Genomic DNA, 25,727 nt, shown 5'->3' on the forward strand with positions numbered 1-25,727 from the left:
GCTGATCAGGTATGGCCGGGCTTTTGCTGTGCAAAAATTCAGTTAGATGCGGTCGGCGCTGTCGCGCATATACTTGTACTCTGCCACAGAACGGTCAAAGCCTTTGATGTGGTAGTAGAGCCAGTCTCTTACATTTTCTGCCACCTTGGAAACAAAGGCATCAGAAGGGCCTTCTTCGTCTGTAAGCATATCGTGAAGCTCCTGTACGGTACGGCGCAGCTCCTCATGCTTTTCAAGGTGCTCCTTCAGGCCCGGATATCCGATTTCCTTCTGGAATGCTTCTTCCTCTTTGAAATGGAAATCCGTATAGTCTGCCAGATAATTTAATAATCTGGCAGCTCCGCTCTGGTTGGAACGGTTCTCACAGCTGACTAAGAGGTCATTGATCCGGCTGATCAGCTCTCTGTGCTGGCTGTCGATCATTTCATTTCCTGTGATCAGGTCATCTGTAAATTCTGCATACATGGCTTAAATCCTCCTGCTTTCATGGTATAGCAAAAGTATACCACGGGGAGGCAGGAAAGTCTACGAATGATTTGAGGTACTCAAACCAAAAACAAAGAAACCCTTGATTCTTCAAGGGTTTCAGAGTAGCGGAAGGGAGATTCGAACTCTCGACACCACGGGTATGAACCGTGTGCTCTAGCCAACTGAGCTATTCCGCCATATTTAATTGAAATGGATGGGGCCTACAGGGCTCGAACCTGTGACCCTCTGCTTGTAAGGCAGATGCTCTCCCAGCTGAGCTAAGACCCCGTATCCAGCGTGTCGCTTGTTTGTTTTTGTCTCACTCGCGACTGCTTGTACAGTATATGATAAATTGTGGTAATTGTCAACACTTTTTTGAATTTTTTTTAAAAAAGTTTTTTTGCCCTTATTTTTGCTGGTTTTCCGGCATTTTCAGAGATGGGAGAGCATTTATTTTTTCGATATTTTATAGAAAATTTTTTAATGGTTTATATTCATTTGGGGACGGGCGTGGTATACTTATTCCAGAGTAGATGCTGCCATCGGCGGACGGGCGCAGGCTTGTGCTTTCCGCTGTGTGGACGAAAGGAAAGGACCCTACGCCCCTATGTACTATTTTATTGTAAATCCCAGTGCAGGCTCCGGCAGAGGCAGGAGAGTGTGGAAAGCCATTGCCTGCTATATGGATCTGCACAATATTGAATATGAAGCGGTACTTACCGGCAGCGTCGGTGATGCGAGGATCGCTGCCAGAGAACTGACGGAGAAGAAACGCCAGCCAGGCCTGTTGATCGTGGTCGGCGGAAGCGGAACGGTTAATGAGGTTCTTGATGGAGCTGTCCTTCATGGGATTTTTGATCTGGGTTATATTCCGGCAGGCACGGGAAATGATTTATCCCGCTGTCTCCACATTCCCAAACGTACCGTATGCTGTCTGAAAAAACAGCTGTATCCCAGACATTTTTCCATGGTAGATTACGGGGTGCTTTCTCTGGGTTCCAGTGAGATTTCTCATCGGAGATTTATGGTAAGCGCCGGTATGGGATTTGATGCTGCTGTGTGTTGTGCGGCATCCGCTTCCAGGCTGCGGGGCATTATGGGGCGGCTGGGTCTTGGAAAACTTTTTTGTTTTCTTCTTGGACTCTGTCAGGCGGCAGGATGCCGGTCCAGCCGGGGATATATCCTTTTGGATGGTGTAAAAAAAGTGGAATTTAATCATATCCTGTTTATATCCTGTCACATTCAGCCATCAGAGGGAGGCGGTTTTGTTTTTGCTCCCAGAGCAGACGGAAGCGACGGCAGGATGAATGTCTGTGTGGTAAGCCATTCTTCCAGAAAACGGCTGATCCCTGTGATGCTGCAGGCTTTGACCGGCCGTTTTAAGAAGCATAAGGGAGCACGGATGTTTGAATGCAGAGAGGTTTCCATTCACACAGACGCCCCTCTTCCCATTCATGTGGATGGAGAATTCTGCGGTACTCAGACAGACCTGCGGGCAGAGTGCATTTCGCGGCAGATCCGAATGGGGATATAATACGGCTGTTCCGGCCGGTAATATGAACTGTTAAAAAGAATTGTGATCAAAAGAACGAAATAGAGGAGACAGAAACATGAGAATCGGACAAGGCTATGATGTTCACAGGCTCACAGAGGGCCGTAAGCTTATTCTGGGAGGCGTGGAGATACCTTATGAAAAGGGGCTTTTAGGCCATTCGGATGCAGATGTGCTGATCCATGCCGTGATGGATGCGCTCTTAGGGGCAGCGGCTCTGGGAGATATCGGACAGCATTTTCCGGATACAGATCCTGCTTATAAGGGGATTTCCAGCATAGAGCTTCTGGGTAAGGTAGGTGCACTTTTGGAGGAAAAGGGCTATGTGATTGAAAATGTTGATGCTACGATCATCGCCCAGAGGCCAAAGCTGGCCTCCTACCGTCCTCAGATGGAAGAGAATATTGCAGAGGCCCTTCATCTGGATCCGTCCAGAGTCAGCGTAAAAGCCACTACAGAGGAGGGGCTGGGATTTACGGGAAGCGGAGAGGGAATTGCTTCTCAGGCAATTACATTATTGACGGAAACAGCGGATTACTGCTATGATAATAAAATAATGACAGAAGGCTGTCCGGGCTGCTCAGGCTGCGGCTGCGAGCAGAAGTGAACAGTGTTTCTGAATGATCATAAGCGAGGAGAAATCGTATGAAAATATTTAATACATTAACCAGGAGAAAAGAAGAATTTAAGCCGATTACACCGGGAGAGGTGAAAATGTATGTGTGCGGCCCTACGGTATACAATCTGATCCATATCGGAAATGCCCGTCCCATGATCATGTTTGACACTGTGCGCCGGTATTTTGAATACAAGGGATATAAGGTGAAATTTGTTTCCAACTTTACGGATGTGGACGACAAAATCATCAAAAAGGCCAATGAAGAAGGCGTAGATGCCCATATTATTTCCGAGCGCTATATTGCAGAGTGCAAAAAGGATATGAAGGATATGAATGTGGAGCCTGCTACGGTACATCCGCAGGCAACTCAGGAGATTCAGGGAATGATCGATATGATCCAGACTCTGATCGACAAGGGACACGCCTATGTGGCAGAGGACGGCACGGTGTACTTTAAGACGCGTTCCTTTGCAGAATACGGCAAGCTGTCCCACAAAAACCTGGATGAGCTTCAGTCTGGCTTTCGTGAGATTAAGGTAACGGGTGAAGAAGGCAAGGAAGACCTTAATGATTTTGTGCTCTGGAAGCCCAAGAAAGAGGGAGAGCCTTACTGGGAGTCTCCATGGTGCCAGGGCCGTCCGGGCTGGCATATTGAGTGCTCTGTGATGGCAAAGCGCTATCTGGGAGATTCTATTGATATCCATGCAGGGGGTGAAGATCTGATCTTCCCTCACCATGAAAATGAAATTGCACAGAGTGAGTGCGCCAATGATAAGCCCTTTGCCGCATACTGGATGCACAACGGCTTTTTAAATATTGATAATAAGAAGATGTCCAAATCCCTTGGGAATTTCTTCACTGTCCGGGATATTGCGGAGAAATATGATCTGCAGGTACTGCGTTTCTTCATGCTCAGCGCCCATTACCGCAGTCCTCTTAATTTCAGTGCCGAGCTGATGGAGGCTTCCAAAAACGGCCTGGAACGCATTATGACCTGCATGGATAAGCTGCGGGAACTGAAGGCAAAGGCTCAGGTCGGTGATATGACAGCAGCCGAGACAGAGAAAATGGCAGAGGCTGACAGGCTCAGAGAGAAATTTGAGGCTGCCATGGAGGATGATTTTAATACGGCAGATGCGGTTTCCGCTGTGTTTGAGCTGGTAAAGCTTGCTAACTCTACAGCAGATGCTGATTCCACCGCAGCTTATGTAAAGGGCCTTGAAGATCTGATTTCACGTCTGTGCGAGGTGCTTGGTATTATCACAGAGCGGAAGACAGAGGTGCTGGACGAGGAGATCGAAGCCATGATCGCAGCCAGACAGCAGGCCAGAAAAGAGAAAAACTTTGCTCTTGCCGATGAGATCCGCGGAAAGCTTCTGGATATGGGAATCGTGCTGGAGGATACCAGAGAGGGCGTAAAGTGGAAGAGAGCATAACATTAAAGGACTTCCTTGCATACTATAAAAAGACCATGAGACTGGAACCGGTAGATGCCGGTTCCTATTCTCCGTTGGTTCTTGCTTACATTGGAGATGCGGTGTATGAGGTGATGATCCGCGCCAGAGTAATTAACCGTGGAAGTATGCAGGTAAATAAGATGCATAAACGAAGCGCGATGCTGGTAAACGCAGGCACGCAGGCACAGCTTATCCGCTCCATTGAAGAGGAGCTTACGCCTCAGGAGCACGCGGTCTATAAACGGGGGCGCAATGCCAAATCCGTTACCATGGCAAAACACGCTACTATGGCAGATTACCGTACTGCTACAGGCATGGAGGCTTTGGTGGGCTGGCTGTTTCTGGAAGAGAGATTTGAGCGTCTTGCAGAGTTGATCAGCCTGGGGCTTGAAAAAATAGGAGCCTTTGAGGAAATATAAAGGAGAAACATTTCATGAGATACGAAGAACTGACCATCGAGGGACGCAATGCAGTGCTGGAGGCCTTTCGTTCCGGAAAGACCATTGACAAGCTGTTTGTGCTGGACGGCTGCCAGGACGGCCCGGTGCGCACCATCGTAAGGGAAGCGAAAAAACACGACACAATTATCAACTATGTGGCTAAGGAGCGTCTGGATCAGCTTTCTGAGACGGGAAAGCATCAGGGAGTGATCGCTTATGCGGCTGCCTATGAATACGCCCAGGTGGAGGATATGCTTAAGCTGGCAGAGGAAAAAGGAGAGCCGCCCTTTTTGTTTTTGCTGGATGGCATTGAGGATCCCCATAATTTGGGAGCGATTATCCGTACAGCCAATCTGGCTGGTGCTCACGGCGTCATTATCCCAAAGCGCAGGGCAGTGGGGCTGACTGCCACGGTGGCCAAGACCTCAGCCGGTGCGCTTAATTATACCCCTGTGGCAAAGGTGACGAACCTTACCGCAGTGATGGAGGATCTTAAGAAAAAGGGGCTGTGGTTTGTCTGCGCCGATATGGGAGGGGACGTGATGTACCGCATGAATCTTACAGGTCCCATCGGCCTTGTGATCGGAAATGAAGGCGAGGGCGTCAGCAAGCTGGTTCGGGAGCACTGTGATATGACAGCTTCCATTCCCATGAAGGGAGATATTGATTCGTTAAATGCCTCTGTGGCAGCAGGTGTTCTGGCCTATGAGATTGTCCGCCAGAGGCTGGCAAAATAGCAGTTTGGAAAGAGGAAGAAAGAATGGAGAGAATCCGAAAAAACAGAAGAAACATTTCCGGGGCAGCGGTTCTGACAGCCGCTGTGGTAGGTGTCTGTGGCCTTTTTGGAGCATTTCCGGCAAAAGCGTCTCAGACAGCAGTGATCGAGGATACACAGGTGCCGCTGTATGATAAGCCTGCCGGAAGCTATGTGCGTACTCCCATTGCTTCCGGTGTGACGGTATATAAAAATGATAAGGCCACTCTGGATGTGTCCAATACATCTGAGGGCTATCTAATGGTGAAATATACCGGCAGTGTAGGAAAAATTAAGGTTCAGATTTCCAAAAACGGTTCAGAAACATATACATATGATTTAAATAACAGCGGTGTTTATGAAGTTTTTCCTCTTTCGGAGGGAAACGGCTCCTATCAGGTAAAGGTGTTTGAAAATATTCAGGGGAATCAGTATTCCCAGGCCTTCAGCCAGAATCTGGACGTATCCATTTCCAATCCCTTCGGTCCTTTTTTGTATCCCAACCAGTATGTGAATTTTAATTCTGCCAGTGCGGCAGTTCAAAAGGGAGCAGAGCTTTCGGCAGGCGTTACAGATCAGCTTGGCGTGGTATCGGCTGTTTACAACTATGTGGTTAAGAATCTGACTTATGATACGGCAAAGGCCAGTTCCGTACAGTCCGGCTATCTTCCCAATGTGGATCTGGTGCTGGCCCAGAAAAAAGGGATCTGCTTTGACTATGCGGCTCTTATGACGGCCATGCTCCGTTCTCAGGACATTCCCACCAAGCTGGTGGTGGGATATACAGGAAACCTGTATCACGCCTGGATCAATGTATATCTGGAAGGCCAGGGCTGGGTGGACAATATCATTTATTTTGACGGAACCAGCTGGAAATTGATGGATCCGACCTTTGCATCCTCCGGCAACCAGAGCCAGGAGATTATGCAGTATATAGGAAACGGAGCCAATTACCAGGCGAAATACAGCTATTAGTCAGGAGGACAGAGAAAATGGAAAAACAGGGGGAGAAATACGATCGGTATTCCTATGAGGAGCTGTCCGCCTTCTGCTTACAGATTGCCCTTTTGCTGGAGGCGGCTGTGCCTTTGGAGGAAGGGCTGACGATCATGGCAGAGGATGCGGCAGAGGAAAAAGAAAAGGCCATGCTTCTTTATATGGCAGAGGGCGCAGAACTTGGAGATCCTTTCTTTAAGGTGCTGGAGGATACAGGCGTGTTTCCCCCCTATATCGTCCGTATGGCCAGACTGGGGCAGCAGACAGGTACGCTGGATCAGATGATGAAATCCCTTTCTGATTATTATGAGAAAGAAGCCAGGCTTTTAAAGGCGGTAAAAAATGCGGCCACTTATCCCGCAATGATGATTCTCATGCTGTTAGTGGTTCTATTCGTGCTTTTTACAAAGGTAATGCCGGTGTTTTCAAGGGTATATGAGCAGCTGGGAGCCAGCCTTCCGCCTGCGGCTGCAGCAGCAATCCGTCTGGGAGGCATTTTAAGCGGCGCAGCATTGGTTCTGGCAGCTGTAACTGGTGCAACTGCGGCCGTGATATGGATTGCTGCCCGTTTCGGAAAGCGTTTTTCACTGGTGGAAAAGGGCGTCGCAGCAGTAAAAAACCGCAGCCGTATTGCCAGAGCAGTTGCGCTGCGCCGCTTTACCTCTGTGCTGGCTCTGACCTTAAAGAGCGGGCTGGAACTGGAAAAGAGTATGGAATTAGCCAAAGAGCTGGCTGAAAATGAAACAGTGGCCGGTCAGATCGATGACTGCTCCAGACGTTTGGAAGAGGGAGAAAGCTACTATGACGCCATGAAGGCAGCAGGGCTTTTTTCCGGTTTTTATATTCAGATGATTAAGGTGGGAAGCCGCAGCGGCCATCTGGATCAGGTAATGGAGGAAATTTCCGGGGATTATGAGGAAATGGCGGATTCTGCCATTGACGGAATGATCGCCCGGTTTGAGCCTACGATCGTAGCTGTGCTGGCTGTATCAGTGGGACTGGTGCTGCTTTCCGTGATGCTGCCTCTGGTAGGCGTGCTTTCTGCAATCGGTTAGGAGGAGCTGGATATGAGAGTAAAACGCGGGCAGGACCGAAGAGGACGGGGTCTTGCGGGCATGATCGGCTCGATGCTCCTTATGATGGCAGCAATCCTGTTTCTTACCCTGTTCTCTGTACAGTTTGGAGAGAGGACCACAGCCGGAGATCAGGAAACCCTGAAAAAGGCCATAGCAAGAGCAAGCGTGCAGTGCTATGCCATTGAGGGGAGATATCCGCCAAGTATCGAGTATCTGGAGGAGCATTACGGGGTAATGATCAACCGGAAAAAATACAATGTGTTTTATGATGGCTTTGCCTCCAATGTGATGCCGGATATCACAGTAGTGCCTGTTATGGAATAGGAGGGAAACGTATGGAGCGGAAAACGGGGAAAAGAGGCCAGCTGATGGGCGGCCTTTTTACCATGCTGCTGTTTCTGGTATTTATTTTAAGCGCTCTTTTTACCGTTCTGACAGGAAGTCGCGTGTATGAAAATATCACTGCCAGAAGCGATAAAAATTTCAGCAGCTCCACTGCCTTAAGCTATATAGCAAATAAGGTGCGTCAGGGAGACCGTGCCGGGATGACAGACATAAAAGAAATAGAAGGAACACAGGTACTGGAGCTTCGCCAGCAGATTGGCGGGACAGATTATGTGACCTGGATTTACTGGCTGGACGGCAGTATCAGGGAGCTTTTTACTGATACCGGCAGCGGCCTTGGACTGGAGGATGGTCTGGAAATTTTGGAATGTGAAGGACTGTCTTTTTCCAGAGAGGGAAATGTTCTCCATATCCGTACGGAAGGGGAGAACGGGGGAACTCTGTCTCTTTCTCTTAGAAGCGGCAGTCTGGCTGAAAATCCTGTTTTTGGTGAGTCGGAAAGCGGGGGGATAGAAGGATGAACAGAAGAAGCGGGTCCGGTTCAGAACCGTTTTTGATGGAGATGCTGGCAGTCGTCGGTTTTTTTATTGTCTGTGCCTCCATCTGTGTTTCCGTATTTGCAGGAGCAGACCGGTTGAGCCGGAAGGCAGATGATCTGAATCATGCTGTGCTTGCGGCCCAGAGCCTGATGGAAGAGCTGAAATCCGGGAAACGAGAGGAAGAGCTTCAGACGGTCTGGGATAAGGACTGGAAGGCATATACGCAAAGGGAGGCGGCAGAGTCAGGAGCTGTTTTGGCCTATGAGGCAGAGATCACAGTAGAAATGGATGATTCTATGAAGCAGATCCGGGTGGATGTGACAAAAGGGGATAAAGAAACAGACGGTACTGTGATCTACAGCCTGGAAGGCAGCCAGTATGAGCCTTGAAAAAAGAAGCGGGAGGAAATAAGCCATGGCGGAACAAACATCCAGAAATAAAGTGAATATAGGGCTGTCATCGCTGATCCTGATCTTTATCGTGCTTTGTCTGTCTACCTTCGGCCTTCTTTCTTTAAGCAGTGCCAGAGGCGATCTGGAGCTGGCAGAGAGGGGCGCTCAGGCTGCAAAGGAATTTTATGAAGCAGATTCCAAAGGACAGCAGTGGCTGGCTGGATCAGACCGGATGCTGCAGCAGATGGCAGGGCGGTCTTTAGAGGAAAAGTTGGAGGCTCTGGCGGCCAAGCCGGGAAATGGTTATGATGAGCAGACCGGCCTTATTTTTACAGAAATTCCCATGGAGCGGGGACAGTCCCTGCACATTGATCTGGAGTTAAAAGAGGGGGACAAACGGTATGAGATCCGGTCCTGGTATGTATATGACAGCGGTGAATATGAAATTGATGATACAGTGAAGGTCTGGGACGGCAAAGATCGTTCGGGTACATAATAAGGAGGAAACGATATGAAGGTAATGGAGCTTCTTACAGCGGCAGTGGAGCAGGAGGCAGCTGATATCTTTTTGATACCGGGCCGTCCTTTTTCCTATAAGATTGGCGGCAGGATCATCTGCGAGGGAACAGAGAAGATCATGCCGGATGAAATGGACGATATGATCCGTCAGATCTATGAGCTGGCCGGCGGCCGGAGCGAAGAACGTGTATTGAATGAGGGAGATGATGATTTTTCCTTTGCTGTACCGGGGGTATCGCGTTTCCGCGCCAATATTTTCCGTCAGAGAGGTTCTCTGGCCGGCGTTATCCGTGTTGTGCGATTTGAGCTTCCGGATGCGGATGCGCTGCATCTTCCAAAGGAGATTATGGATGTTTCAAGGATGACGAAGGGAATGGTGCTGGTTACAGGGCCGGCGGGAAGCGGCAAAAGCACCACTCTGGCCTGTATCATTGACGCCATTAACGAGTCAAGAGAAGCACATGTGATTACCCTGGAAGATCCCATTGAGTATCTTCACCGCCACAAAAAGAGCGTAGTAACGCAGCGAGAGATCGCTACAGATACAAGCAGCTATGTAACCGGCCTGAGAGCTTCTCTGCGTCAGGCTCCGGATGTGATCCTGCTGGGAGAAATGCGTGACTATGAGACTATCAGCATCGCAATGACGGCTGCAGAGACAGGCCATCTGATCTTGTCTACCCTTCATACCATCGGCGCGGCCAATACCATTGACCGTGTCATTGACGCTTTTCCTCCGGCTCAGCAGCAGCAGATCCGCGCCCAGCTTTCCATGGTTTTAAATGCGGTCATTTCCCAGCAGCTGGTACCTACTGTAGATGGAGGCGTACAGCCTGTTTTTGAGATCATGTTTTTAAATAATGCGATCCGCAATATGATCCGCGAATCCAAAATCCATCAGATTGACGGCATTATCGCCACTTCTCAGGAGGAGGGAATGATTTCCATGGACAACAGCCTGATCCGCCTGTTCCGCCAGGGAGTTATAAGCAGGGAAACGGCTGTGACCTACAGCAGCAACGGAGAACTAATGGAACGAAAGCTGTCCAGATAAGCATAAAATCATTATGAAAAGGAGATACCATTTATTGAATGAGGTATCTTCTTTTTTAAATCTGGAAAGGAGCTTTGCATGAGGTCGGATAAAAGAAAAGTGGCAGTTGTCGGAACGGGAATGGTGGGTATGAGTTATGCTTACAGTCTTTTAAACCAGTCTGTCTGCGATGAATTAACGCTGATCGATATCAACAAGACAAGGGCGGAGGGAGAAGCCATGGATTTAAACCACGGGCTTGCGTTTGCAGCTTCCAATATGAAAATATCAGCAGGAAATTATGAGGACTGCCGTGATGCAGATATTGTTGTCATAGCGGCGGGAGTGGCCCAGAAGCCGGGAGAAAGCCGTCTGGATCTTTTAAGGCGAAATACAGAGGTCTTCCGTTCGATTATAGAACCTGTGATTTCCTCTGGCTTTAACGGTATCTTTCTGGTGGCTACCAATCCGGTGGATATTATGACAAGGATTACCTGTGTACTGTCGGGATTTAATCCCGGAAGGGTTCTGGGAAGCGGAACGGCTCTTGATACGGCACGTCTTAGGTATCTGGTGGGAGGATATTTGAGGGTTGATCCCAGAAATGTCCATGCGTATGTAATGGGAGAGCATGGAGACAGCGAATTTGTCCCCTGGAGTCAGGCCTTTCTTGCAACCAAGCCTATTTTAGAGTTGGGAAAAAATGGGGAAAATGAGTTGAGAAGCTGTCTGGATCATATTGAAGAAGAGGTGCGGACGGCAGCATATCGGATTATCGAGGCAAAACAGGCCACCTATTACGGCATTGGAATGGCTCTTACCAGAATTACCAAGGCTATTTTGGGAGATGAGCACAGTGTCCTTACCGTATCTGCTATGCTTCGGGGAGATTACGGTCAGAGAGACATCTATACAGGCGTTCCCTGCATCATCAATCAAAATGGAGTCCAGCGTGTTTTGGAGCTTTCATTGTCGGAACAGGAGATGGAAAAGTTTGGGAAATCCTGTAAAACCCTGAGGGAAAGTTTTGAGGGGATTGTGTGAGCAAAGCAGGCCGCGGCATATGCAGCGTTTGGGAAGGGCATACCTGTACAATATGCAATGTTTATGTTATTGTATAGAGGTATCAACATCATTGTCTTCCCATAAAGAAAGGATGGTTTTATGCCATTATTGAAAGAACGGTATACCTCAAAGGATTACTGGGCGCTGATGATAAAAACTAGGTGGAACCGGATATTTCCGTCATCTGTGATCCCGACAAGCTGACAGACCGCGGATGTTCTGGAGCTCCTGACTTTATCGTAGAAGTAGTATCGCCCGGAAGCCGTCGGATGGATTACGCCCATAAGGTTTCCCTGTATCTGGAGTCTGGAGTCCGGGAATACTGGATTGTTGATCCGTTAAAAAAATGTACAACAGTATATCTGAATGAACAGGATCCGTCAGAGTTTGCTCCCATTATTTTTCCTTTTGAAAGTAATATCAAGGTGGGAATCTACGCCGATCTGTCTATCAACATCAGTCAATTACTGTGACGGCTGCCGATGGGAATTTTGCCCGGTTTTGTACCGGGCATTTTTGATAAAAGAAAAAACCCTTGCAAACACAAGGGTTTTTTACAGCTACTGACGGGAATCGGACCCAGATCGGCTCAAAAAAACCAGTAAAACAGGAGGTTTGAGGGAAGCTCTTCCGTACTCGACCCCAAACTCGACCCCACAAAAATGAAAATAAAAAGTAGGGAAATAAGGAAGTCAAGGGTGCCAAAGGCACAACGCTTGCCCTTGACCTCCTGATCTAAAGATGAGATTACTTCCCATCATTAAATGAGCCAGAAAGGACAAATTGTCTTTCTGGCTTGATTGCATATTTGCAACACTTATCTGCCGGCGCCATGGTGATACGAAATCCCCAGTTCTTATATGTAGCGAAAGTCGGATTACCTCCACCACCACCTATAATTGGTGGTGGCGTTTCAGGTACATAACTATTACCTAGATTATCCGCGAACGCGGTTACTGTATTGCCACATAAGAGCAACACTGAAAGTATAAAAGCTAGTAAACGTTTACTCCTCAACATATCCCAATGTGACAGCCTCTTCCTCTGTTATGGCTATCAGCTTTCCAGCTACACACTTATAGAATTTGGCTGTACCAGCTAGAGTATCAGACATGATTGCGGGATCCACACTGTATAGTGTGCCATCTGTGTCGTGCATGTAAACATAATTAACCATATCAGTGAACTTATAAAAAGTACTCTTAGCTACTTCAACTTCTTGTTCTCTTGGAGCAAATGGATTACCAATCTCTATACCATTAAAATTATGGTCTATAAACATATATTTATCATCCATTCCCCATAATTCTAATGCCGACCGACTGTAGCAATACACAGTATCATCGATTTTAACATAAGCTGTCGAGTTCGGATACCCATCCTGTAGATACCTTCCTTGCGTCGCTTCAATTCCAGTATTATCACACATACGTTTAACCACGTAGGATGCCTGATCACCTCCTATTTCACCGCGCAGGTAAGCATCCACAGCGTCTTGACCGCCAACCATCTCTTTAACTGGATCCCAGCTAGTTACGACTAACTCGACGATACGACGATACCTATCTTTCGGATTTTCAATTTTATTGAGTTCGTCTGTGTACTGATCTGCCCAGTAATTAAAAGCTTCCGTATCTTTGAATCCATTACCAGCCTCCACATCAGTAGAAGCGTTAGCCGGTAGAGCAGCGTAAGCTGGGATGATTGATGATGATGCGAGCATTACGGATAATGCTGTGATAATGATTCTCTTTTTCATTTGGGTTTCCTCCTTTTGCATTATTGAAATTTAAAATATAAATATTTTCATTTTCTAGTGTTTATTATATAGCATATAATATATAATTACAAGAGATTTTAATAAAAAAGTCCTTTATTTGCGACCGCTTCACCCATAAAGATTTCTATAATGACTGTATTATAGATTTTTGGAAGGGGCGGTATTTTAATGTCTGAAACTAAAATAAAATCAGATCATCATATAGCTTTAGGCCATAATATACAGCAGCTCCGAGAACAGCGTGGATATACACAAGCATATATGGTGCGTGAATTACAATTACTGGGATGTAAAACCACCAAACAGGCTTATTCTAAGTACGAAAAAGAACAAGCACATATTACGGCATATGAGCTTGTTGCAATTTCTAAAATATTAGATGTTTCTTTATTAGAACTCTTCGGATTGTCCTGTAGGGGATAACTCATCAATATTAAAGCCTAATTCAAACTCATTGTATAAAATATTTATCAACTCAAAGGCTTTTTGCTGTACGGGAGAGAGCTCTGTTGTATCACATGGGTTATATCGAGTACCTAATTGAATAAAATAAAGGATAATTTCCCATTCATCTGTCTCAATTTCGGAATACAACACCATATCTTCTAAGTAAGCCGGTGCCGGTATATTTAAATCTAATAACTTCTTTGAAAATGAATCTGTTATTGAATCAATATCTGTATTTTTTGGAAATTCTTTTAAATTATAAAAATCGAATTTTGCCATTTTTTTAAAAAGAGACAAACTCATCTTTTCTTCTTGCGAAAATGTAACTCGTTGTTTTTCTATAATGGAAAATTTCCTTTTCATATAATCAAATATTAGAGTTTGTCCTTGATCATTAAGGCATGAGTATTCTTTTGCAAATTCCCATGCCATTTGTGGTATTCTATTATAGACCTCAAAAAAAGTACATAGTATATATTTTTTTAATGGGGAAAGCTCCGTAAAATTTTCAAAAATGACAGGAATATAATTATCCCACCCTATTGCATCATCGTATGATGCTTGTTCTTGTTCAATATCGTATTGTGTTACGGAATCAGCAGCAGTCTTACGGCGCTCTTCTTTTTCAGTATTTGAAAGTTTTTTATTTGGCTTTTTTTGGTCTTTGCTTACTATAGAATGTATACTTCCATATGTTGTTAAAAGTTCTGTATAAATAACTCTTTCGTGATATGTAGGATTAGATGGTAAATTGTATAACTTTAAAATGTCTTCTACATACTCTTGTGGTATTTGCCTGCTAGATCCAGAAAGCCATTTTTTTATATTATCAGTTGAAGTATTTAATGCAGAACTCATTTCGTCTATCATTTGCGTTTGGGAGTAATTCTTATCAAGCCGATATATTTCAAGACGTTCCTTTAAAGATGGAGATTTAAAACGTAATTCTAATACTTGACCTAGCCCATATCTTAAGGGCTTTTTTTTATTGGTGCTGATTTGAATATTCTTCTTTTTTATGCTCATTTGTCCCTCCTTTGAAAATGGTGGTTAAATATTATACTCTAAAAATTGTGATTTGTATAGTCCCATTTTTTCTTGTTTTTTCTTCCTTGGATTGTCTGAATCTTTTTGAAGGGGTTTGAGGTACGATATATCTACGCTAGCTACAAAAAAACGTAAAGCCCTAATGGGTGCGCACACACTAGGCAAAGGAGCGATATGAAAACTTCTACACAGATGAAGAAATTAACGAGTAGAGCAGTAGATTGTAAGTATTCAGAGGAGGCTGAAAACATCGGAGACAGGATACGAAAATTTCGTCTGCCTAGATCACAACGTGAATTTTGTGATGATCTTAGTAAAGTAGGATATGTAACATCTGTAGCAACAATCAGCAAATATGAAACTGGAGAATCCATGATTCCTAGCGATTTTCTTTGGGTTCTCGCTCACTATTTCGAGTGTGATGTTAGATACTTATTAACAGGTAAAGAAGAAAAAGATATCGAACTTAGAACAAAAATATCTCATCTACTTCAAAAATAACTAATTTTAGGAGCAGAACCAGCTTTATTAGGTTTCTGCTCCTTTTGCGTTTGTATGAAAAATTATCGTTAGATGCAAAGAAATTATCGTGCATGCTATATAAAAAATATAAAGAGTACTGTATCATTTAAACATACAAAGAAACAACAAAAGCACGCGTGCTTATTTAAATAAATGCCAAAGGCTCCGATCAAGCTTTTGGCAGCGTAAATAAACATATGTAATATGAGGTGAAATAATGATTGTAATGATATTAACAGACGAGCATATTGGAATTATGATTCGGGACTGGACTGGACAGAAACCCGTTGTTGAAGAAACATTGCAGGAAATGAAGAATGTCAATGATTCGTTGGAAACTTGTTCGCCATATGAAATTCAGGAGACAGTTTTTGAATGGAAGCACAAGGTTAATAAAATTCTGAATCCGTATTTGAATCAGTACCGTTTACATCTTGCAAATAGTCTGAATAATGAGGAGTTTTTAGAAGCTGCCCATTTGAGCGAGGATACAATTCATAAATTACAAGTGATTGTAACAGAGGCAACAGAGCTTTATGAAAAGATCAAAGAGCAAAAGAAGATTATGGTAGGGTGTGCACAAAGAAACCGTATCCGGGTAAAAGCGAAACCGATACTGATAGATAGGGAAACCTTTAAAAATAGATTTTTAGACATAGTCGAAAAAACAGGCCGATGACTTTGGCGAAGGGGCTCCTTTTTCGGGAGCTCCTCCATTCAAAACAATTAAACAGTAGGAAGGGAATTTATAAATATGGATAGTAATAGTTTAAAAAATATCAATTTACTTACATTTTCTGCACCTAAGATTCAAGGGATAAAAAAGATATCGCTATGATGGAAAGAGCATTGGTTTATTTAAAGAATGGCGAACGTCTTAGTTCATGTTATGCTTATGAAGTGTTTCATCTTATTTTTACAGACCTTGAGGTTTTGCAGGAAGCTCTCAAGAAAGCAGTATTGATTGAAACTGATCCAAACATTCTTTGTACACTGCAAGAATATTTAAGTGAGTTAGATGCGTATCTTACCAAGGCGATAACACTGCAAAATCTGTTTCAACCATATTTATATTGTCCGGCGTTAGAAGGAAGTAACGGATCATAAAAAACACTGGGAGGACAGGGCGTTCCTGCCTCCCAGCATATTCTAAAATATTTTCTGAAATCCTAGGTACAGAAAATAGGAAGGAATTTTATGAAAATCATAAGAGAATGTCGGGCGATTATCCCGACCCCTAAAAAATGGAAAGATGAGGTAAATTCAATGAGAGTAATGTCAGTAATGAAAACTATGGGTAAGAAGGTAATTCCCTATGTGATTGATGGAAAACAGGGAAAGACTTTTAGAGTGATTGTCAGCCAGAATGATGATTCTGAATTTGGCGAAGAAAGAGTCACAGAAGAAGTCTATGCAGCTCTTGAAAAAGGTGTGGTGTATGAATTCCGTGGTACGAAGCGGACAACTCGCGATCGAGGGGATCGTGTGATTTATGATTCAATTAAGCGAGTTGCGAATAACGATAAGGCCATCATGGAGTAAGAAAGGAGAGTACATAAGATGGATTCTTTGAAAGAAGCAGTACGGAAAGTAAAAGAATCCTTGCGGATCGGGCTGGAAACGGCCCGTTCCAAGGGGATCATCCGCAAATCATTGCTTGGCTTTGCTGCGATTATAGCTATTGTAGCGGTGCTGATTGTTTTTCTGAAAGCCATGGGAATATTGTTTGATTCCATTTATCGCTTCGTAGATCGGCATTTTTTCGGTCTGGCTGCCTCCTGTGCCGGGGGCAGCTATCTGATCTACCGCCACAACGAGAAGAAGGCGGAAAAAGCACGGATGCAAATGGAGATGAACCGGGCCACTGATGCACAGAAAGAGCGTTTTGCGAAAGGTGCTTACACCATTGTTGGGCGATTCCTGTTCACAGAAATTGCTAATGCACCTAATTTTAAAGAGCTGTGTTCCTGCGACAGACCGATCCGGGTAGAGGATATGGGGTCTCCTTCATTGGATTCCTATATTAGGAGCGGAATCATATATCTGCGCTATGCACTTCCTAAAGTATGTGTAGAGCCCTTGGATGTAACTATGGTTAAATCAGTTCTTCAAGGGCTTGTCGATCAAAAGATCAGAACCAGAGGACTGCCGCCATTGATAAGCGTAGGGGATGATCATTTCCTTTATGTTGATAAAGTAGAGGATATGAAAACTTACATCCATGTCACTTTTGCTCTGGATTACAGTGATAGCTATATCCAGAAAATCGCCTATGACAATGCTATGGCTGAGGTGCTTGGGCGGTCTGGAAACAACAGCGTATTAAGGGATCGGGACTATGACTGAGGAGAGAAACGGGATCATATACCCATTTGTTGATGAGAACCATTTTCAATATGGGGTAGAAAACTGGATCCAGTGGGATATGGCAAAGGACGGTTACCGGATTTTATTATCTGGGCCGTCCGGCTCTGGAAAAACAACTTTGGCCCAAGGGCTGCTCTCCCGCATTGCCCGCCATTTACACGGGTGTGAAATTTATGTTTTAGATTATAAGAACATAGATTTTGCATATTTGGATGGTGCCAAGCGATATTTTGTGTTTGATGACACCACCGATGGATTTTTAGAGTTCTATTCTATCTTTGAAGATCGGCTAAGACGAAATGACGAATTTCCCTGGCTTGTACTTTACATAGACGAATATCCAAGCTGGATCGGTTCAATGGCATCCAAAGAGCAGAAAGACATTATGGGGAAAATGGCCCGACTTCTTAATTTGAGCCGTGCAAAGAAAATCCATGTTGTTGTGAGCTGCCAGAAGCCGCTAGGAGAATTATTCAGCAGCGGATCCAGAGAGTCCTTTTCCCATAAAGTATTATTGCAGGCTCCATCCAAGGAAACCATCAACATGATTATGCCTAACTTCAAGGATGATATAGAAACCTGTCCTACCGGAGTAGGATATTGTACTGTAAATGACACTAATCTTACCAAGATCCGTGTGCCATTTCCAAGGGCCATTGAAGCTATGCACAGGGATCTATGGGATGCAGTCAACCGATAACAACACAAAGGTGCCAGAGCGCTGCCATGCGGAGCATGGCAAGCAAGCTCTGGCAAGCCCTGAAGGCTAGTATTAACCTTTAGGGCACATATGTGTTATGTGTTTTAGCATTTTACACTACTAAAGTAAAGGGAGTGATCATTGTATGTCAACAGCCCGTACAAGGCGTATGCAGATTACCTGTAATAATCCAGAAGAAAAAGGGCTATCTTCTGATAGGATCAAAGAGATCATGCAGCGTTGGAAAACAGAGTATTACTGTTTTTGTTTTGAAACTGGGGAACAGGGAACGGATCATTTTCATTTGTATGTCAAATTTGTCAATCCCCAGTCAACCAGAGTATTAAGCAAGGCATTTGGAAATGCCCATGTGGAAATCATTAGATCATCTTCCAGCAGTCAAAATCGGGATTACATACGCAAGGAAGGGGCATATCTCGATTCTGAAAAAAAGGAAACGAATCATATTGAGACATTTTATGAATCTACAGAGTGTCCCGACGAATCCGAAGAAATACAGGGCAGACGCACAGATATTGAACGGATGATCTCATTAGTCCAGGACGGAGCTTCTAATGTAGAAATTGTTCAGGCGGTTCCCTCTATGGCCCTAAAGATTTCTGCGCTGGATCAGTACCGGCAGGCTTTCTATGAAGAACAGGGAAAACAGTACAGGGATGTTACTACTATTTATATTTATGGCCGCACAAGAACAGGAAAAACCAGCTCTGTCTATGCGAACCATGATCCCTCTGAGATCTGCTCTGTGATGGACTATAAAGGTACAGGGGTCTGGGATCAATACGATACAGCCCGGACAAGGGTTCTCCTGCTGGATGAATACAGAAGCTCTTTGAAAATCTCGGAGCTCCTTGCAATCTGTGATGGACAGCCCCACACTTTACGATGCCGATATTCAAACAGGGTGTGCCTGCATGATACTGTATATATTATAAGCAATATTTCGTTATTACAGCAGCATAAAGAGATACAAAGGGATGAACCGGAAAGCTGGGAAGCACTGTTGGCACGTATAAAAATTGTACGGCATTATTATGATGTAGGAAAATACAGAGATTACAGTGTACAGGAATATTTACAGGTTGAGGCTGACGGGATGATAGAGAATCCATTTGTTTTCTGTGATTCTTCTGATACGCCTTTTGTTACAGAAAAGAAAGAGGTACAGAATGGAAAACATAGTATTATATTTTAGTCCGACACAATATTCAAATGTGACAGGGATTTCCATAGAAGAAATTTTTAAGAGGATCCGTGAAGGTTCTATTCCTTATCAGATCACAGATGAAGGGATCAGGATACCTGTTACTTATCAAATTGATACATAAAAGATACAACTTGCTTTTACTTGAAATAATATAAATAAACATACTTTTTAATCAGAATACAAACGAATCGATCTATTAAAAATAAGCATACATTCACATAAGAAAACTTTTATTAGAATTATCCGCAAGCTGTATCATCTTTGAAAGGATGGTACTTTTTTTGTGCATAAAATTAGCAATGAAAAAGCTGAAACCATATGGTCTTTCCTAGAGCAGAGTGGTATAATGAATCTTGATACGGGAGAGCTTTCCGAACTGATAGAAATGACAAAACAGCAAAAATTAGAGAAAGCGATCTTAAAAGAGCACATTGAAAATTTTTACCATATCTGGCAGAACGATAAGGGTGTGTACTTAACCTATCTTCCGGCAAAAGACAAGCCCAAGGGCCGAAAAGCCGTATCTGCTTCCACACAGGAGCGTTTGGAACGAAAGATCATAGATTTTTATCTTGAACAGAAAAAGGAAGAGGAACAGGGGGCAATTACTTTGCGTAAGCTGTATCCTCAGTGGTTAAAAATTAAATCATTGGAAACCACGGCCTCTACTTATATTCGGCGAATAGATAATGATTGGAAGCGCTATTATGAAGCGGATCCCATTATTGATAAAGATATAAAAAAATTTACAAAGGCATATCTGAAAGAATGGGCTTTGTCAAAGATCCGCGAAAAATCTCTTACAAAGAAGCAGTATTATAATATGGCGGTAATCATTCGCCATATACTGGAATATGCAGTAGAAAATGAGTGGATTCCGACAAATCTTTATAAGTCCTTCAAGATAGAGGGAAAGTTATTTCGCAAGGTAAAAAAGCCTGAGGATGAAACACAGGTTTTTTTGATCACAGAGCAGCCAATGATTGAGGCTGAGGCTTGGAAGGATTTCTATGAGAACGGGTATACAACAGCGTTGGCAATTCCTCTTGCTTTCCAGATCGGAGTACGGTTAGGGGAATTAACAGCGCTTAAGACAACAGATCTTTGCAGAGATGGAAAGTATATCCATATTCAGCGCATGGCCCAGAAGGTGGAACGCCAGCGGCCAGATGGAACCTGGTATCCGACTTCATGGGCTACGGTAGATCATGTAAAATCATCTGCCGGGGATCGGTATGTATATTTGACAAAGGAAGCACGGAGGATCATCAAAATTATTATGGATTACAATGCAGAAAATCATTTGCATGAGGATGATTTCCTATTTTTCCAAAGAGGTAAACATATCACTCCTACAGCTATTATCACTCGGCTCCGCAAATACTGTAATCATATTGATACAAAGCAGAAGGGGGTACATAAAATCCGCAAAAGCTATATCTCAGCTTTGCTGGATGCCGGAATCAATATCAATGAGATCCGAAAGCAGGTAGGGCATGAAGATGAACGCACCACGCTGCACAATTATGCATTTAATCGTGTGGATCCGTTGCAGAATGAGGCAGATATGGAAAGGGCATTAGCTATATAAAAGAATAAAAAAGAGGTCGACCCTGCTCGACCCCAAACCAACAAAAATAAAAAACGCCAGAACCCCTTTAAAATTAAGGTTCTGGCACACTTTAGAGAGAGCTACTGACGGGAATCGGACCCGTGACCTCCGCACTACCAATGCGACGCTCTACCGACTGAGCCACAGTAGCAACTTTCTTTTTCTGTCCCGTAAGAACTCTTGTCTCACGCGACTTCGATATAATATCATATGTTTTTGTATTTTGCAATACTTTTTTTAAAAAAATTAAAAATTTTTTTGTATCAGGATCATATAGCATAAAGTTCCTGTAAAAATGCTGATTAAAGTATTCTTTTTCCAAAGGTGTGCACCTGCTGTCACAGCGGATGCAATCAGCTCAGGAAGCCCATGGGGCCAGGTTAGGGGAGTGACGCCTTTTAAGCAGTAGACGATCAGAACCGCCATGATGGCCGGAGGAAGCACGGTTCCCAGATAGCGGATCAGTTCCGGAAGCTGCCGTTTCCCTCCAAAAAGAAGAAAAGGAAACCAGCGGGTTGCCTGGGTGCACAGAACACAGATTAAAAGGGTGATGATTATATAGGAAGTATTTTGCGAAGAATGTATCATGAGAAATCCTCCATATTTCTTTGTATGGTATGCCTGAATATAAGAAGCAGGGCTGATACGGCAATAAGGGCCGGCAGGATAAAGCCGGAGGGGCCGAAAAGAGCCAGACAGAGCATACCGCAGAAAAAACCTGTTTTAGCCGGCAGATGACAGCTTGTTTCCCGCCACTGGTTGACACAGATTACAATAAAGAGAGCAGTCATGGCAAAATCAATGCCTGTGGTGTCAAATGGAAGAAATTGTCCGATGAGGGCTCCTGCCACCGAACCGGCCACCCAGTAACAGTGATTAAAAAGGGAGATAAAAAGGGAAGAAAGCTTCCATTCACGGTCTGTAAAATCATCCGGCTTTTTGGCGGAGCACAGGATGGAATACGTTTCGTCTGTAAGGGAAAAGATCATATAGGGGCCGGCTGCTTTCATTTTACGAAAACGTTCAATAAAGGTCAGGCCATAAAATGCGTGTCGGCTGTTGATCAAAAGCGTCATGATGGCTGTTGCGGCAAAACTCAGCCCTTCTGTGAGAATCCCTACAAGGGCAAACTGCATGGAACCGGCATAGACAAAGAGACTGATGAGAAAGGCCCAGCCGGCTCCAAGACCGGCCTTTTGGAGAAGGAGGCCAAAGGCAATTCCAAGAAAAATATATCCCAGAAAAACAGGGATTGTTTTTATCAGGGCAAATCCAGCTGCTTTTTTCATAGATGCTCCTTTCCGGATTGAAATAGTTCAATCACTTTTGCACGTTGATTTAGTATAGCAGACGAAAGAAAAAATTTCCAGTCTTAAGTGTCAGGGATTCTTATTTCTTAACGTTTCCCTCTTTTCTCCCTGAAAAAAATGTGATATGATTATTCAATACACGGGAATCATTTGGGTTCCATGATGGAAGAGAAATGTACGGAGGAGCAATCATGGCAGAAAAAGACATGGTATTGGAGACAGAGGAGAAAGAAACTGTTTCCAAGAATTTTATAGAACAGGAGATTGACAAAGATCTGGCAGAGGGCGTTTATAATAATGTCCATACCCGTTTTCCGCCGGAGCCAAACGGCTATCTTCATATCGGACACGCTAAGTCCATTCTTTTAAATTACGGACTGGCTCAGAAGTACGGCGGCACCTTTAATCTCCGTTTTGACGATACCAATCCTACAAAGGAAAAGGTAGAGTTTGTAGAATCCATCAAGGCGGATGTGAAGTGGCTGGGTGCTGATTTTGAGAACCGTCTGTTTTTTGCATCCGATTATTTTGAAAAGATGTATGAATGCGCTGTCTTCTTGATTAAGAAGGGAAAGGCCTTTGTATGCGATCTTTCCGCAGAGGAGATCAGAGAGTACCGCGGCGACTTTAACAATCCCGGTAAGGAAAGCCCCTACAGAAACCGTTCCGTTGAAGAAAACCTGCGCCTTTTTGAGGAGATGAAGGAAGGAAAGTACAAGGACGGTGAAAAGGTGCTCCGTGCCAAGATCGACATGGCTTCAGCCAATATCAACATGAGAGACCCGGTTATTTACCGTGTGGCTCATATGGAGCATCACAATACGGGAAATAAGTGGTGCATTTATCCCATGTATGACTTTGCCCATCCCATTGAGGACGCCATTGAGCATATTACCCATTCCATCTGTACACTGGAATTTGAGGATCACAGACCTCTTTACGACTGGGTCGTAAAGGAGTGCGAGTTTGAGAATCCGCCCCGCCAGATCGAGTTTGCCAAGCTGTACCTTACAAATGTAGTTACAGGTAAGCGTTATATCAAGAAGCTGGTTGAGGATCATATTGTGGACGGCTGGGATGATCCCCGTCTGGTATCCATTGCAGCGTTAAGAAGAAGAGGATACACACCGGAGTCTATCCGCCGTTTTGTGGAGCTGGTAGGCGTTTCCAAGGCAAACAGCTCGGTAGATTATGCGATGCTGGAATACTGCATCCGTGAGGACTTAAAGCTTAAAAAAGCCCGTATGATGGCTGTGCTTGACCCTGTAAAGCTGGTGATCGACAATTATCCTGAGGGTCAGATGGAAGAGCTGGATGTGCCGAACAATCTGGAAAATCCTGAGCTTGGCAGCCGTAAGGTTCCCTTTGGCCGTGAGCTTTATATTGAGAGAGAGGACTTTATGGAAGAGCCTCCGAAGAAATATTTCCGCATGTTCCCCGGAAATGAAGTCCGCCTGATGGGCGCTTATTTTGTAAAGTGCACCGGCTGTGAGAAGGATGCAGATGGAAATGTGACAGTGGTACATGGAACCTATGATCCTGAGACAAAGAGCGGTTCCGGTTTTGAGGGAAGAAAGGTAAAGGGAACCATCCACTGGGTAGCTGTTCCTACTGCAAAGAAGGTAGAGTGCCGTCTGTATGAAAATATTGTGGATGAGGAAAAGGGCAAGTTAAATGAAGACGGAAGCCTGAACTTAAATCCCAATTCACTGACCGTACTGCCGGACTGCTATGTAGAGCCTGCACTGGGAGAGGCAGAAAGCTATGACAGCTTCCAGTTCGTGCGCAATGGTTACTTCTGCGTGGACTGCAAGGACAGCACAAAGGAAAAGCCTGTATTTAACCGGATTGTTTCATTAAAGAGCTCCTTTAAGCTTCCCAAATAATGCAGCAGCTGTGTGAGAAACGATAAGATTTTATAAAAAGAATAAAATCGGCTTTGCCGGAAAAAGCAGGAGGAGGCTCTCTGGAAACAGGGGGCCTTTTTCTGTACGTCCCTGATGAAAGGAGAAAATGATGGAACTGATGGTGCCTATTGATAATCAGAGCAGACTTCCTCTGTATGAACAGATTTACCAATATATGAAGGAAGAGATACAGAGCGGGCGGATTTCTGCAGGAAGCAGGCTTCCTTCTACACGGATTCTGGCAGAAAATCTGAAGGTCAGCCGCAGTACCACTCAAATGGCTTATGAACAGCTTCTTTCTGAGGGGTATATCGAAGCGCTGCCCTGTAAAGGATACTTTGTATGCAGGATCGAAGAACTGGTTCGGGTGGAAAAAAACGCAGATGAGGAATTTGCGGAAAACAGGTCTGAAAAAGAAATGCCGTATGCTGTGGATTTTTCCACCAGAGGTATTGATCTGGACAGCTTTCCTTTTAATACCTGGCGCAGGTTAAGCCGCAATACGCTGGTGGACGATAATAAGGAAATGTTTGTCGTGGGGGATCCGCAGGGAGAATATGAGCTCAGAGCAGCGATCCGCGATTATCTTCACTCGGCCAGAGGGGTAAGCTGCCGTCCGGAGCAGATCCTGGTTGGAGCAGGAAGCGAGTATCTTCTCATGCTGCTGTCGCAGCTTTTGGGGAGAGAGACGGGAATTGCCCTGGAAAATCCAACCTATCGTCAGGCTTACCGGGTACTAAAGAGCCTGGGACATCTAGTTGTTCCCGTAAAAATGGACCGGTATGGCATGGATGTTTTGGATCTGGAACAGAGCAAAACTCAGGCTGCTTATGTAATGCCGTCCCATCAGTATCCCACAGGGATAGTCATGCCTGTAAAGCGCAGACAGGAGCTTTTAAGCTGGGCTTACAGAGGAGAAAACAGGTATGTGATCGAAGATGATTATGACAGTGAATTCCGCTATAAAGGACGTCCGATCCCCGCACTTCAGGGCATGGACCAGGGGGGGAGGGTCATTTATATGGGGACATTTTCACGTTCCATTGCCCCGGCGATCCGCGTGGGATTTATGGTGCTTCCTGGAGAGCTCCTTTCAAGGTATCGGAGCCAGGCCGGATTTTATGCCTGTACGGTTTCACGGATCGATCAGAAGGTGCTGTATCATTTTATTACAGGCGGGTATTATGAGCGCCATTTAAACCGGATGCGGGCCGTGTATAAGGGGAAGCATGATGTTCTGTTAAGCGGCCTTAAAGAACTGGAAGATATGTTTTGGATCAGGGGAGAATATGCGGGGATCCATGTGCTTCTCACACATAAAGGGCAGATGCCGGAAAAAGAGCTGATCGAACGGGCTGCCGGTGAGGGCGTACGGGTTTATGGCATGTCGGAAGCCGTGATAGGGGAAAATAAGGATCTGGTGCCGTCTACAGTGATTTTGGGATATGCCAATTTAAAGGAAAAGGAAATACAGGAGGGCTGTATGCGTCTGGCAAGAGCCTGGAAATGAGTACATGGACAGAGAGCCTGAGGAAAGCAGAGAAAGGAGCGC

Annotated in this window: 30 protein-coding genes and 3 tRNA genes; 25 read left to right on the forward strand and 8 right to left on the reverse strand. The window is 44.7% G+C overall.

Translation table 11 applies throughout. The annotated features are described in order from the left end of the window. Positions 1-42: 42 nt before the first annotated feature. The 3 genes from BN3656_RS08320 to BN3656_RS08330 form a co-directional block, all read right to left on the reverse strand. Positions 43-465: a hemerythrin family protein gene (locus BN3656_RS08320; protein ID WP_066546460.1), complete on the reverse strand. Its 423-nt coding sequence runs from the start codon at positions 463-465 to the stop codon at positions 43-45. Positions 466-591: 126 nt separating this feature from the next. Further along, a tRNA-Met gene (locus BN3656_RS08325) sits at positions 592-665 on the reverse strand. 18 nt (positions 666-683) lie between these two features. Then, positions 684-756 (reverse strand) — tRNA-Val (locus BN3656_RS08330). 319 nt (positions 757-1,075) lie between these two features. Between BN3656_RS08330 and BN3656_RS08335 the strand changes: the two genes are divergently transcribed. The 14 genes from BN3656_RS08335 (at position 1,076) to BN3656_RS08400 (ending at position 11,728) form a co-directional block, all read left to right on the forward strand. Beyond that, a complete protein-coding gene (locus tag BN3656_RS08335; protein ID WP_066546463.1) occupies positions 1,076-2,002 on the forward strand; it encodes a diacylglycerol kinase family protein in 927 nt (308 codons plus the stop codon). 76 nt (positions 2,003-2,078) lie between these two features. Beyond that, the gene (ispF, locus tag BN3656_RS08340) at positions 2,079-2,627 is read left to right on the forward strand and encodes a 2-C-methyl-D-erythritol 2,4-cyclodiphosphate synthase (RefSeq protein WP_066546470.1); all 549 of its coding nucleotides are present in this window, start codon (positions 2,079-2,081) and stop codon (positions 2,625-2,627) included. 38 nt (positions 2,628-2,665) lie between these two features. After that, positions 2,666-4,075 carry a cysteine--tRNA ligase gene (cysS, locus tag BN3656_RS08345; RefSeq protein WP_066546472.1) on the forward strand — a complete coding sequence of 470 codons (1,410 nt, stop codon included), beginning with the start codon at positions 2,666-2,668 and terminating at the stop codon, positions 4,073-4,075. Next, on the forward strand, positions 4,060-4,515 hold the full coding sequence (locus BN3656_RS08350; RefSeq protein WP_066546474.1) for a ribonuclease III domain-containing protein: 456 nt from the start codon (positions 4,060-4,062) through the stop codon (positions 4,513-4,515). The genes cysS and BN3656_RS08350 overlap by 16 nt, the downstream gene beginning before the upstream one ends. 14 nt (positions 4,516-4,529) lie before the next feature. Next, positions 4,530-5,273, forward strand: coding sequence for a 23S rRNA (guanosine(2251)-2'-O)-methyltransferase RlmB (gene rlmB / locus BN3656_RS08355; RefSeq protein WP_066546476.1), 744 nt, complete (start codon positions 4,530-4,532; stop codon positions 5,271-5,273). A gap of 23 nt (positions 5,274-5,296) precedes the next feature. Next, positions 5,297-6,265, forward strand: a complete 969-nt coding sequence (locus tag BN3656_RS08360; RefSeq protein WP_066546478.1) for a transglutaminase-like domain-containing protein — start codon at positions 5,297-5,299, stop codon at positions 6,263-6,265. Positions 6,266-6,282: 17 nt separating this feature from the next. Next, positions 6,283-7,341 carry a type II secretion system F family protein gene (locus BN3656_RS08365; protein ID WP_066546480.1) on the forward strand — a complete coding sequence of 353 codons (1,059 nt, stop codon included), beginning with the start codon at positions 6,283-6,285 and terminating at the stop codon, positions 7,339-7,341. 12 nt (positions 7,342-7,353) lie between these two features. Further along, entirely contained in the window at positions 7,354-7,686 is a 333-nt protein-coding gene (locus tag BN3656_RS08370; RefSeq protein WP_066546482.1) for a hypothetical protein, read from the forward strand. 11 nt (positions 7,687-7,697) lie between these two features. Beyond that, positions 7,698-8,228 (forward strand): DUF4860 domain-containing protein, encoded by a 531-nt coding sequence (locus tag BN3656_RS08375; RefSeq protein ID WP_066546491.1) that lies wholly within the window; start codon positions 7,698-7,700, stop codon positions 8,226-8,228. Then, positions 8,225-8,635 carry a hypothetical protein gene (locus BN3656_RS16830; protein WP_066546492.1) on the forward strand — a complete coding sequence of 137 codons (411 nt, stop codon included), beginning with the start codon at positions 8,225-8,227 and terminating at the stop codon, positions 8,633-8,635. Before BN3656_RS08375 ends, BN3656_RS16830 begins: the two co-directional genes overlap by 4 nt. A gap of 25 nt (positions 8,636-8,660) precedes the next feature. Continuing rightward, the gene (locus BN3656_RS08385) at positions 8,661-9,134 is read left to right on the forward strand and encodes a hypothetical protein (RefSeq protein ID WP_066546494.1); all 474 of its coding nucleotides are present in this window, start codon (positions 8,661-8,663) and stop codon (positions 9,132-9,134) included. A gap of 15 nt (positions 9,135-9,149) precedes the next feature. Next, positions 9,150-10,211, forward strand: a complete 1,062-nt coding sequence (locus BN3656_RS08390) for a PilT/PilU family type 4a pilus ATPase (protein ID WP_066546506.1) — start codon at positions 9,150-9,152, stop codon at positions 10,209-10,211. 78 nt (positions 10,212-10,289) lie between these two features. Next, positions 10,290-11,234, forward strand: coding sequence for an L-lactate dehydrogenase (locus BN3656_RS08395; protein WP_066546516.1), 945 nt, complete (start codon positions 10,290-10,292; stop codon positions 11,232-11,234). Between the two features lie 182 nt (positions 11,235-11,416). Further along, entirely contained in the window at positions 11,417-11,728 is a 312-nt protein-coding gene (locus tag BN3656_RS08400; RefSeq protein WP_066546526.1) for a Uma2 family endonuclease, read from the forward strand. Positions 11,729-12,261: 533 nt separating this feature from the next. Here BN3656_RS08400 and BN3656_RS08410 read toward each other — a convergent pair. After that, positions 12,262-13,014, reverse strand: coding sequence for a hypothetical protein (locus BN3656_RS08410; RefSeq protein WP_066546533.1), 753 nt, complete (start codon positions 13,012-13,014; stop codon positions 12,262-12,264). A gap of 189 nt (positions 13,015-13,203) precedes the next feature. On the opposite strand from BN3656_RS08410, the gene BN3656_RS08415 reads away from it, so the two are divergent. Next, positions 13,204-13,458: a helix-turn-helix transcriptional regulator gene (locus BN3656_RS08415; RefSeq protein ID WP_081422909.1), complete on the forward strand. Its 255-nt coding sequence runs from the start codon at positions 13,204-13,206 to the stop codon at positions 13,456-13,458. On the opposite strand, the gene BN3656_RS08420 is transcribed toward BN3656_RS08415, so the two are convergent. Continuing rightward, positions 13,426-14,508 (reverse strand): hypothetical protein, encoded by a 1,083-nt coding sequence (locus tag BN3656_RS08420; RefSeq protein WP_066546536.1) that lies wholly within the window; start codon positions 14,506-14,508, stop codon positions 13,426-13,428. The genes BN3656_RS08415 and BN3656_RS08420 overlap by 33 nt on opposite strands. A gap of 195 nt (positions 14,509-14,703) precedes the next feature. Between BN3656_RS08420 and BN3656_RS08425 the strand changes: the two genes are divergently transcribed. From BN3656_RS08425 to BN3656_RS08460, 8 genes are all read left to right on the forward strand, one after another. Next, a complete protein-coding gene (locus BN3656_RS08425; RefSeq protein ID WP_066546538.1) occupies positions 14,704-15,030 on the forward strand; it encodes a helix-turn-helix transcriptional regulator in 327 nt (108 codons plus the stop codon). Positions 15,031-15,268: 238 nt separating this feature from the next. Next, positions 15,269-15,730, forward strand: a complete 462-nt coding sequence (locus BN3656_RS08430) for a hypothetical protein (protein WP_066546541.1) — start codon at positions 15,269-15,271, stop codon at positions 15,728-15,730. A gap of 155 nt (positions 15,731-15,885) precedes the next feature. Beyond that, positions 15,886-16,158: a hypothetical protein gene (locus BN3656_RS08435; protein ID WP_143331339.1), complete on the forward strand. Its 273-nt coding sequence runs from the start codon at positions 15,886-15,888 to the stop codon at positions 16,156-16,158. A 90-nt stretch (positions 16,159-16,248) separates the two neighbouring features. Continuing rightward, a complete protein-coding gene (locus BN3656_RS08440) occupies positions 16,249-16,593 on the forward strand; it encodes a hypothetical protein (protein ID WP_066546547.1) in 345 nt (114 codons plus the stop codon). Between the two features lie 18 nt (positions 16,594-16,611). Further along, complete coding sequence (locus BN3656_RS08445) at positions 16,612-17,397, forward strand: hypothetical protein (RefSeq protein ID WP_066546549.1); 786 nt, start codon at positions 16,612-16,614, stop codon at positions 17,395-17,397. Then, the gene (locus BN3656_RS08450; RefSeq protein WP_066546551.1) at positions 17,390-18,118 is read left to right on the forward strand and encodes an ATP-binding protein; all 729 of its coding nucleotides are present in this window, start codon (positions 17,390-17,392) and stop codon (positions 18,116-18,118) included. Before BN3656_RS08445 ends, BN3656_RS08450 begins: the two co-directional genes overlap by 8 nt. 145 nt (positions 18,119-18,263) lie before the next feature. Next, entirely contained in the window at positions 18,264-19,334 is a 1,071-nt protein-coding gene (locus BN3656_RS08455; protein ID WP_066546553.1) for a hypothetical protein, read from the forward strand. Between the two features lie 358 nt (positions 19,335-19,692). Further along, positions 19,693-20,937 (forward strand): tyrosine-type recombinase/integrase, encoded by a 1,245-nt coding sequence (locus BN3656_RS08460; RefSeq protein WP_066546556.1) that lies wholly within the window; start codon positions 19,693-19,695, stop codon positions 20,935-20,937. 99 nt (positions 20,938-21,036) lie between these two features. Here the strand turns inward: BN3656_RS08460 and BN3656_RS08465 are convergent. From BN3656_RS08465 to BN3656_RS08475, 3 genes are all read right to left on the reverse strand, one after another. Beyond that, a tRNA-Thr gene (locus BN3656_RS08465) sits at positions 21,037-21,109 on the reverse strand. Between the two features lie 95 nt (positions 21,110-21,204). Beyond that, positions 21,205-21,546 (reverse strand): branched-chain amino acid transporter permease, encoded by a 342-nt coding sequence (locus BN3656_RS08470; RefSeq protein WP_066546559.1) that lies wholly within the window; start codon positions 21,544-21,546, stop codon positions 21,205-21,207. After that, the gene (locus tag BN3656_RS08475; protein WP_066546562.1) at positions 21,543-22,247 is read right to left on the reverse strand and encodes an AzlC family ABC transporter permease; all 705 of its coding nucleotides are present in this window, start codon (positions 22,245-22,247) and stop codon (positions 21,543-21,545) included. Before BN3656_RS08475 ends, BN3656_RS08470 begins: the two co-directional genes overlap by 4 nt. 212 nt (positions 22,248-22,459) lie before the next feature. On the opposite strand from BN3656_RS08475, the gene BN3656_RS08480 reads away from it, so the two are divergent. Both BN3656_RS08480 and BN3656_RS08485 read left to right on the forward strand, forming a co-directional pair. Further along, positions 22,460-24,154 (forward strand): glutamine--tRNA ligase/YqeY domain fusion protein, encoded by a 1,695-nt coding sequence (locus BN3656_RS08480; RefSeq protein ID WP_066546569.1) that lies wholly within the window; start codon positions 22,460-22,462, stop codon positions 24,152-24,154. 127 nt (positions 24,155-24,281) lie between these two features. Next, the gene (locus BN3656_RS08485) at positions 24,282-25,685 is read left to right on the forward strand and encodes a PLP-dependent aminotransferase family protein (protein ID WP_331467850.1); all 1,404 of its coding nucleotides are present in this window, start codon (positions 24,282-24,284) and stop codon (positions 25,683-25,685) included. The last annotated feature ends 42 nt before the right edge of the window (positions 25,686-25,727 follow it).

The organism is Clostridium sp. AT4 (assembly GCF_001517625.2).
Taxonomy (GTDB): Bacteria; Bacillota; Clostridia; order Lachnospirales; family Lachnospiraceae; genus Enterocloster.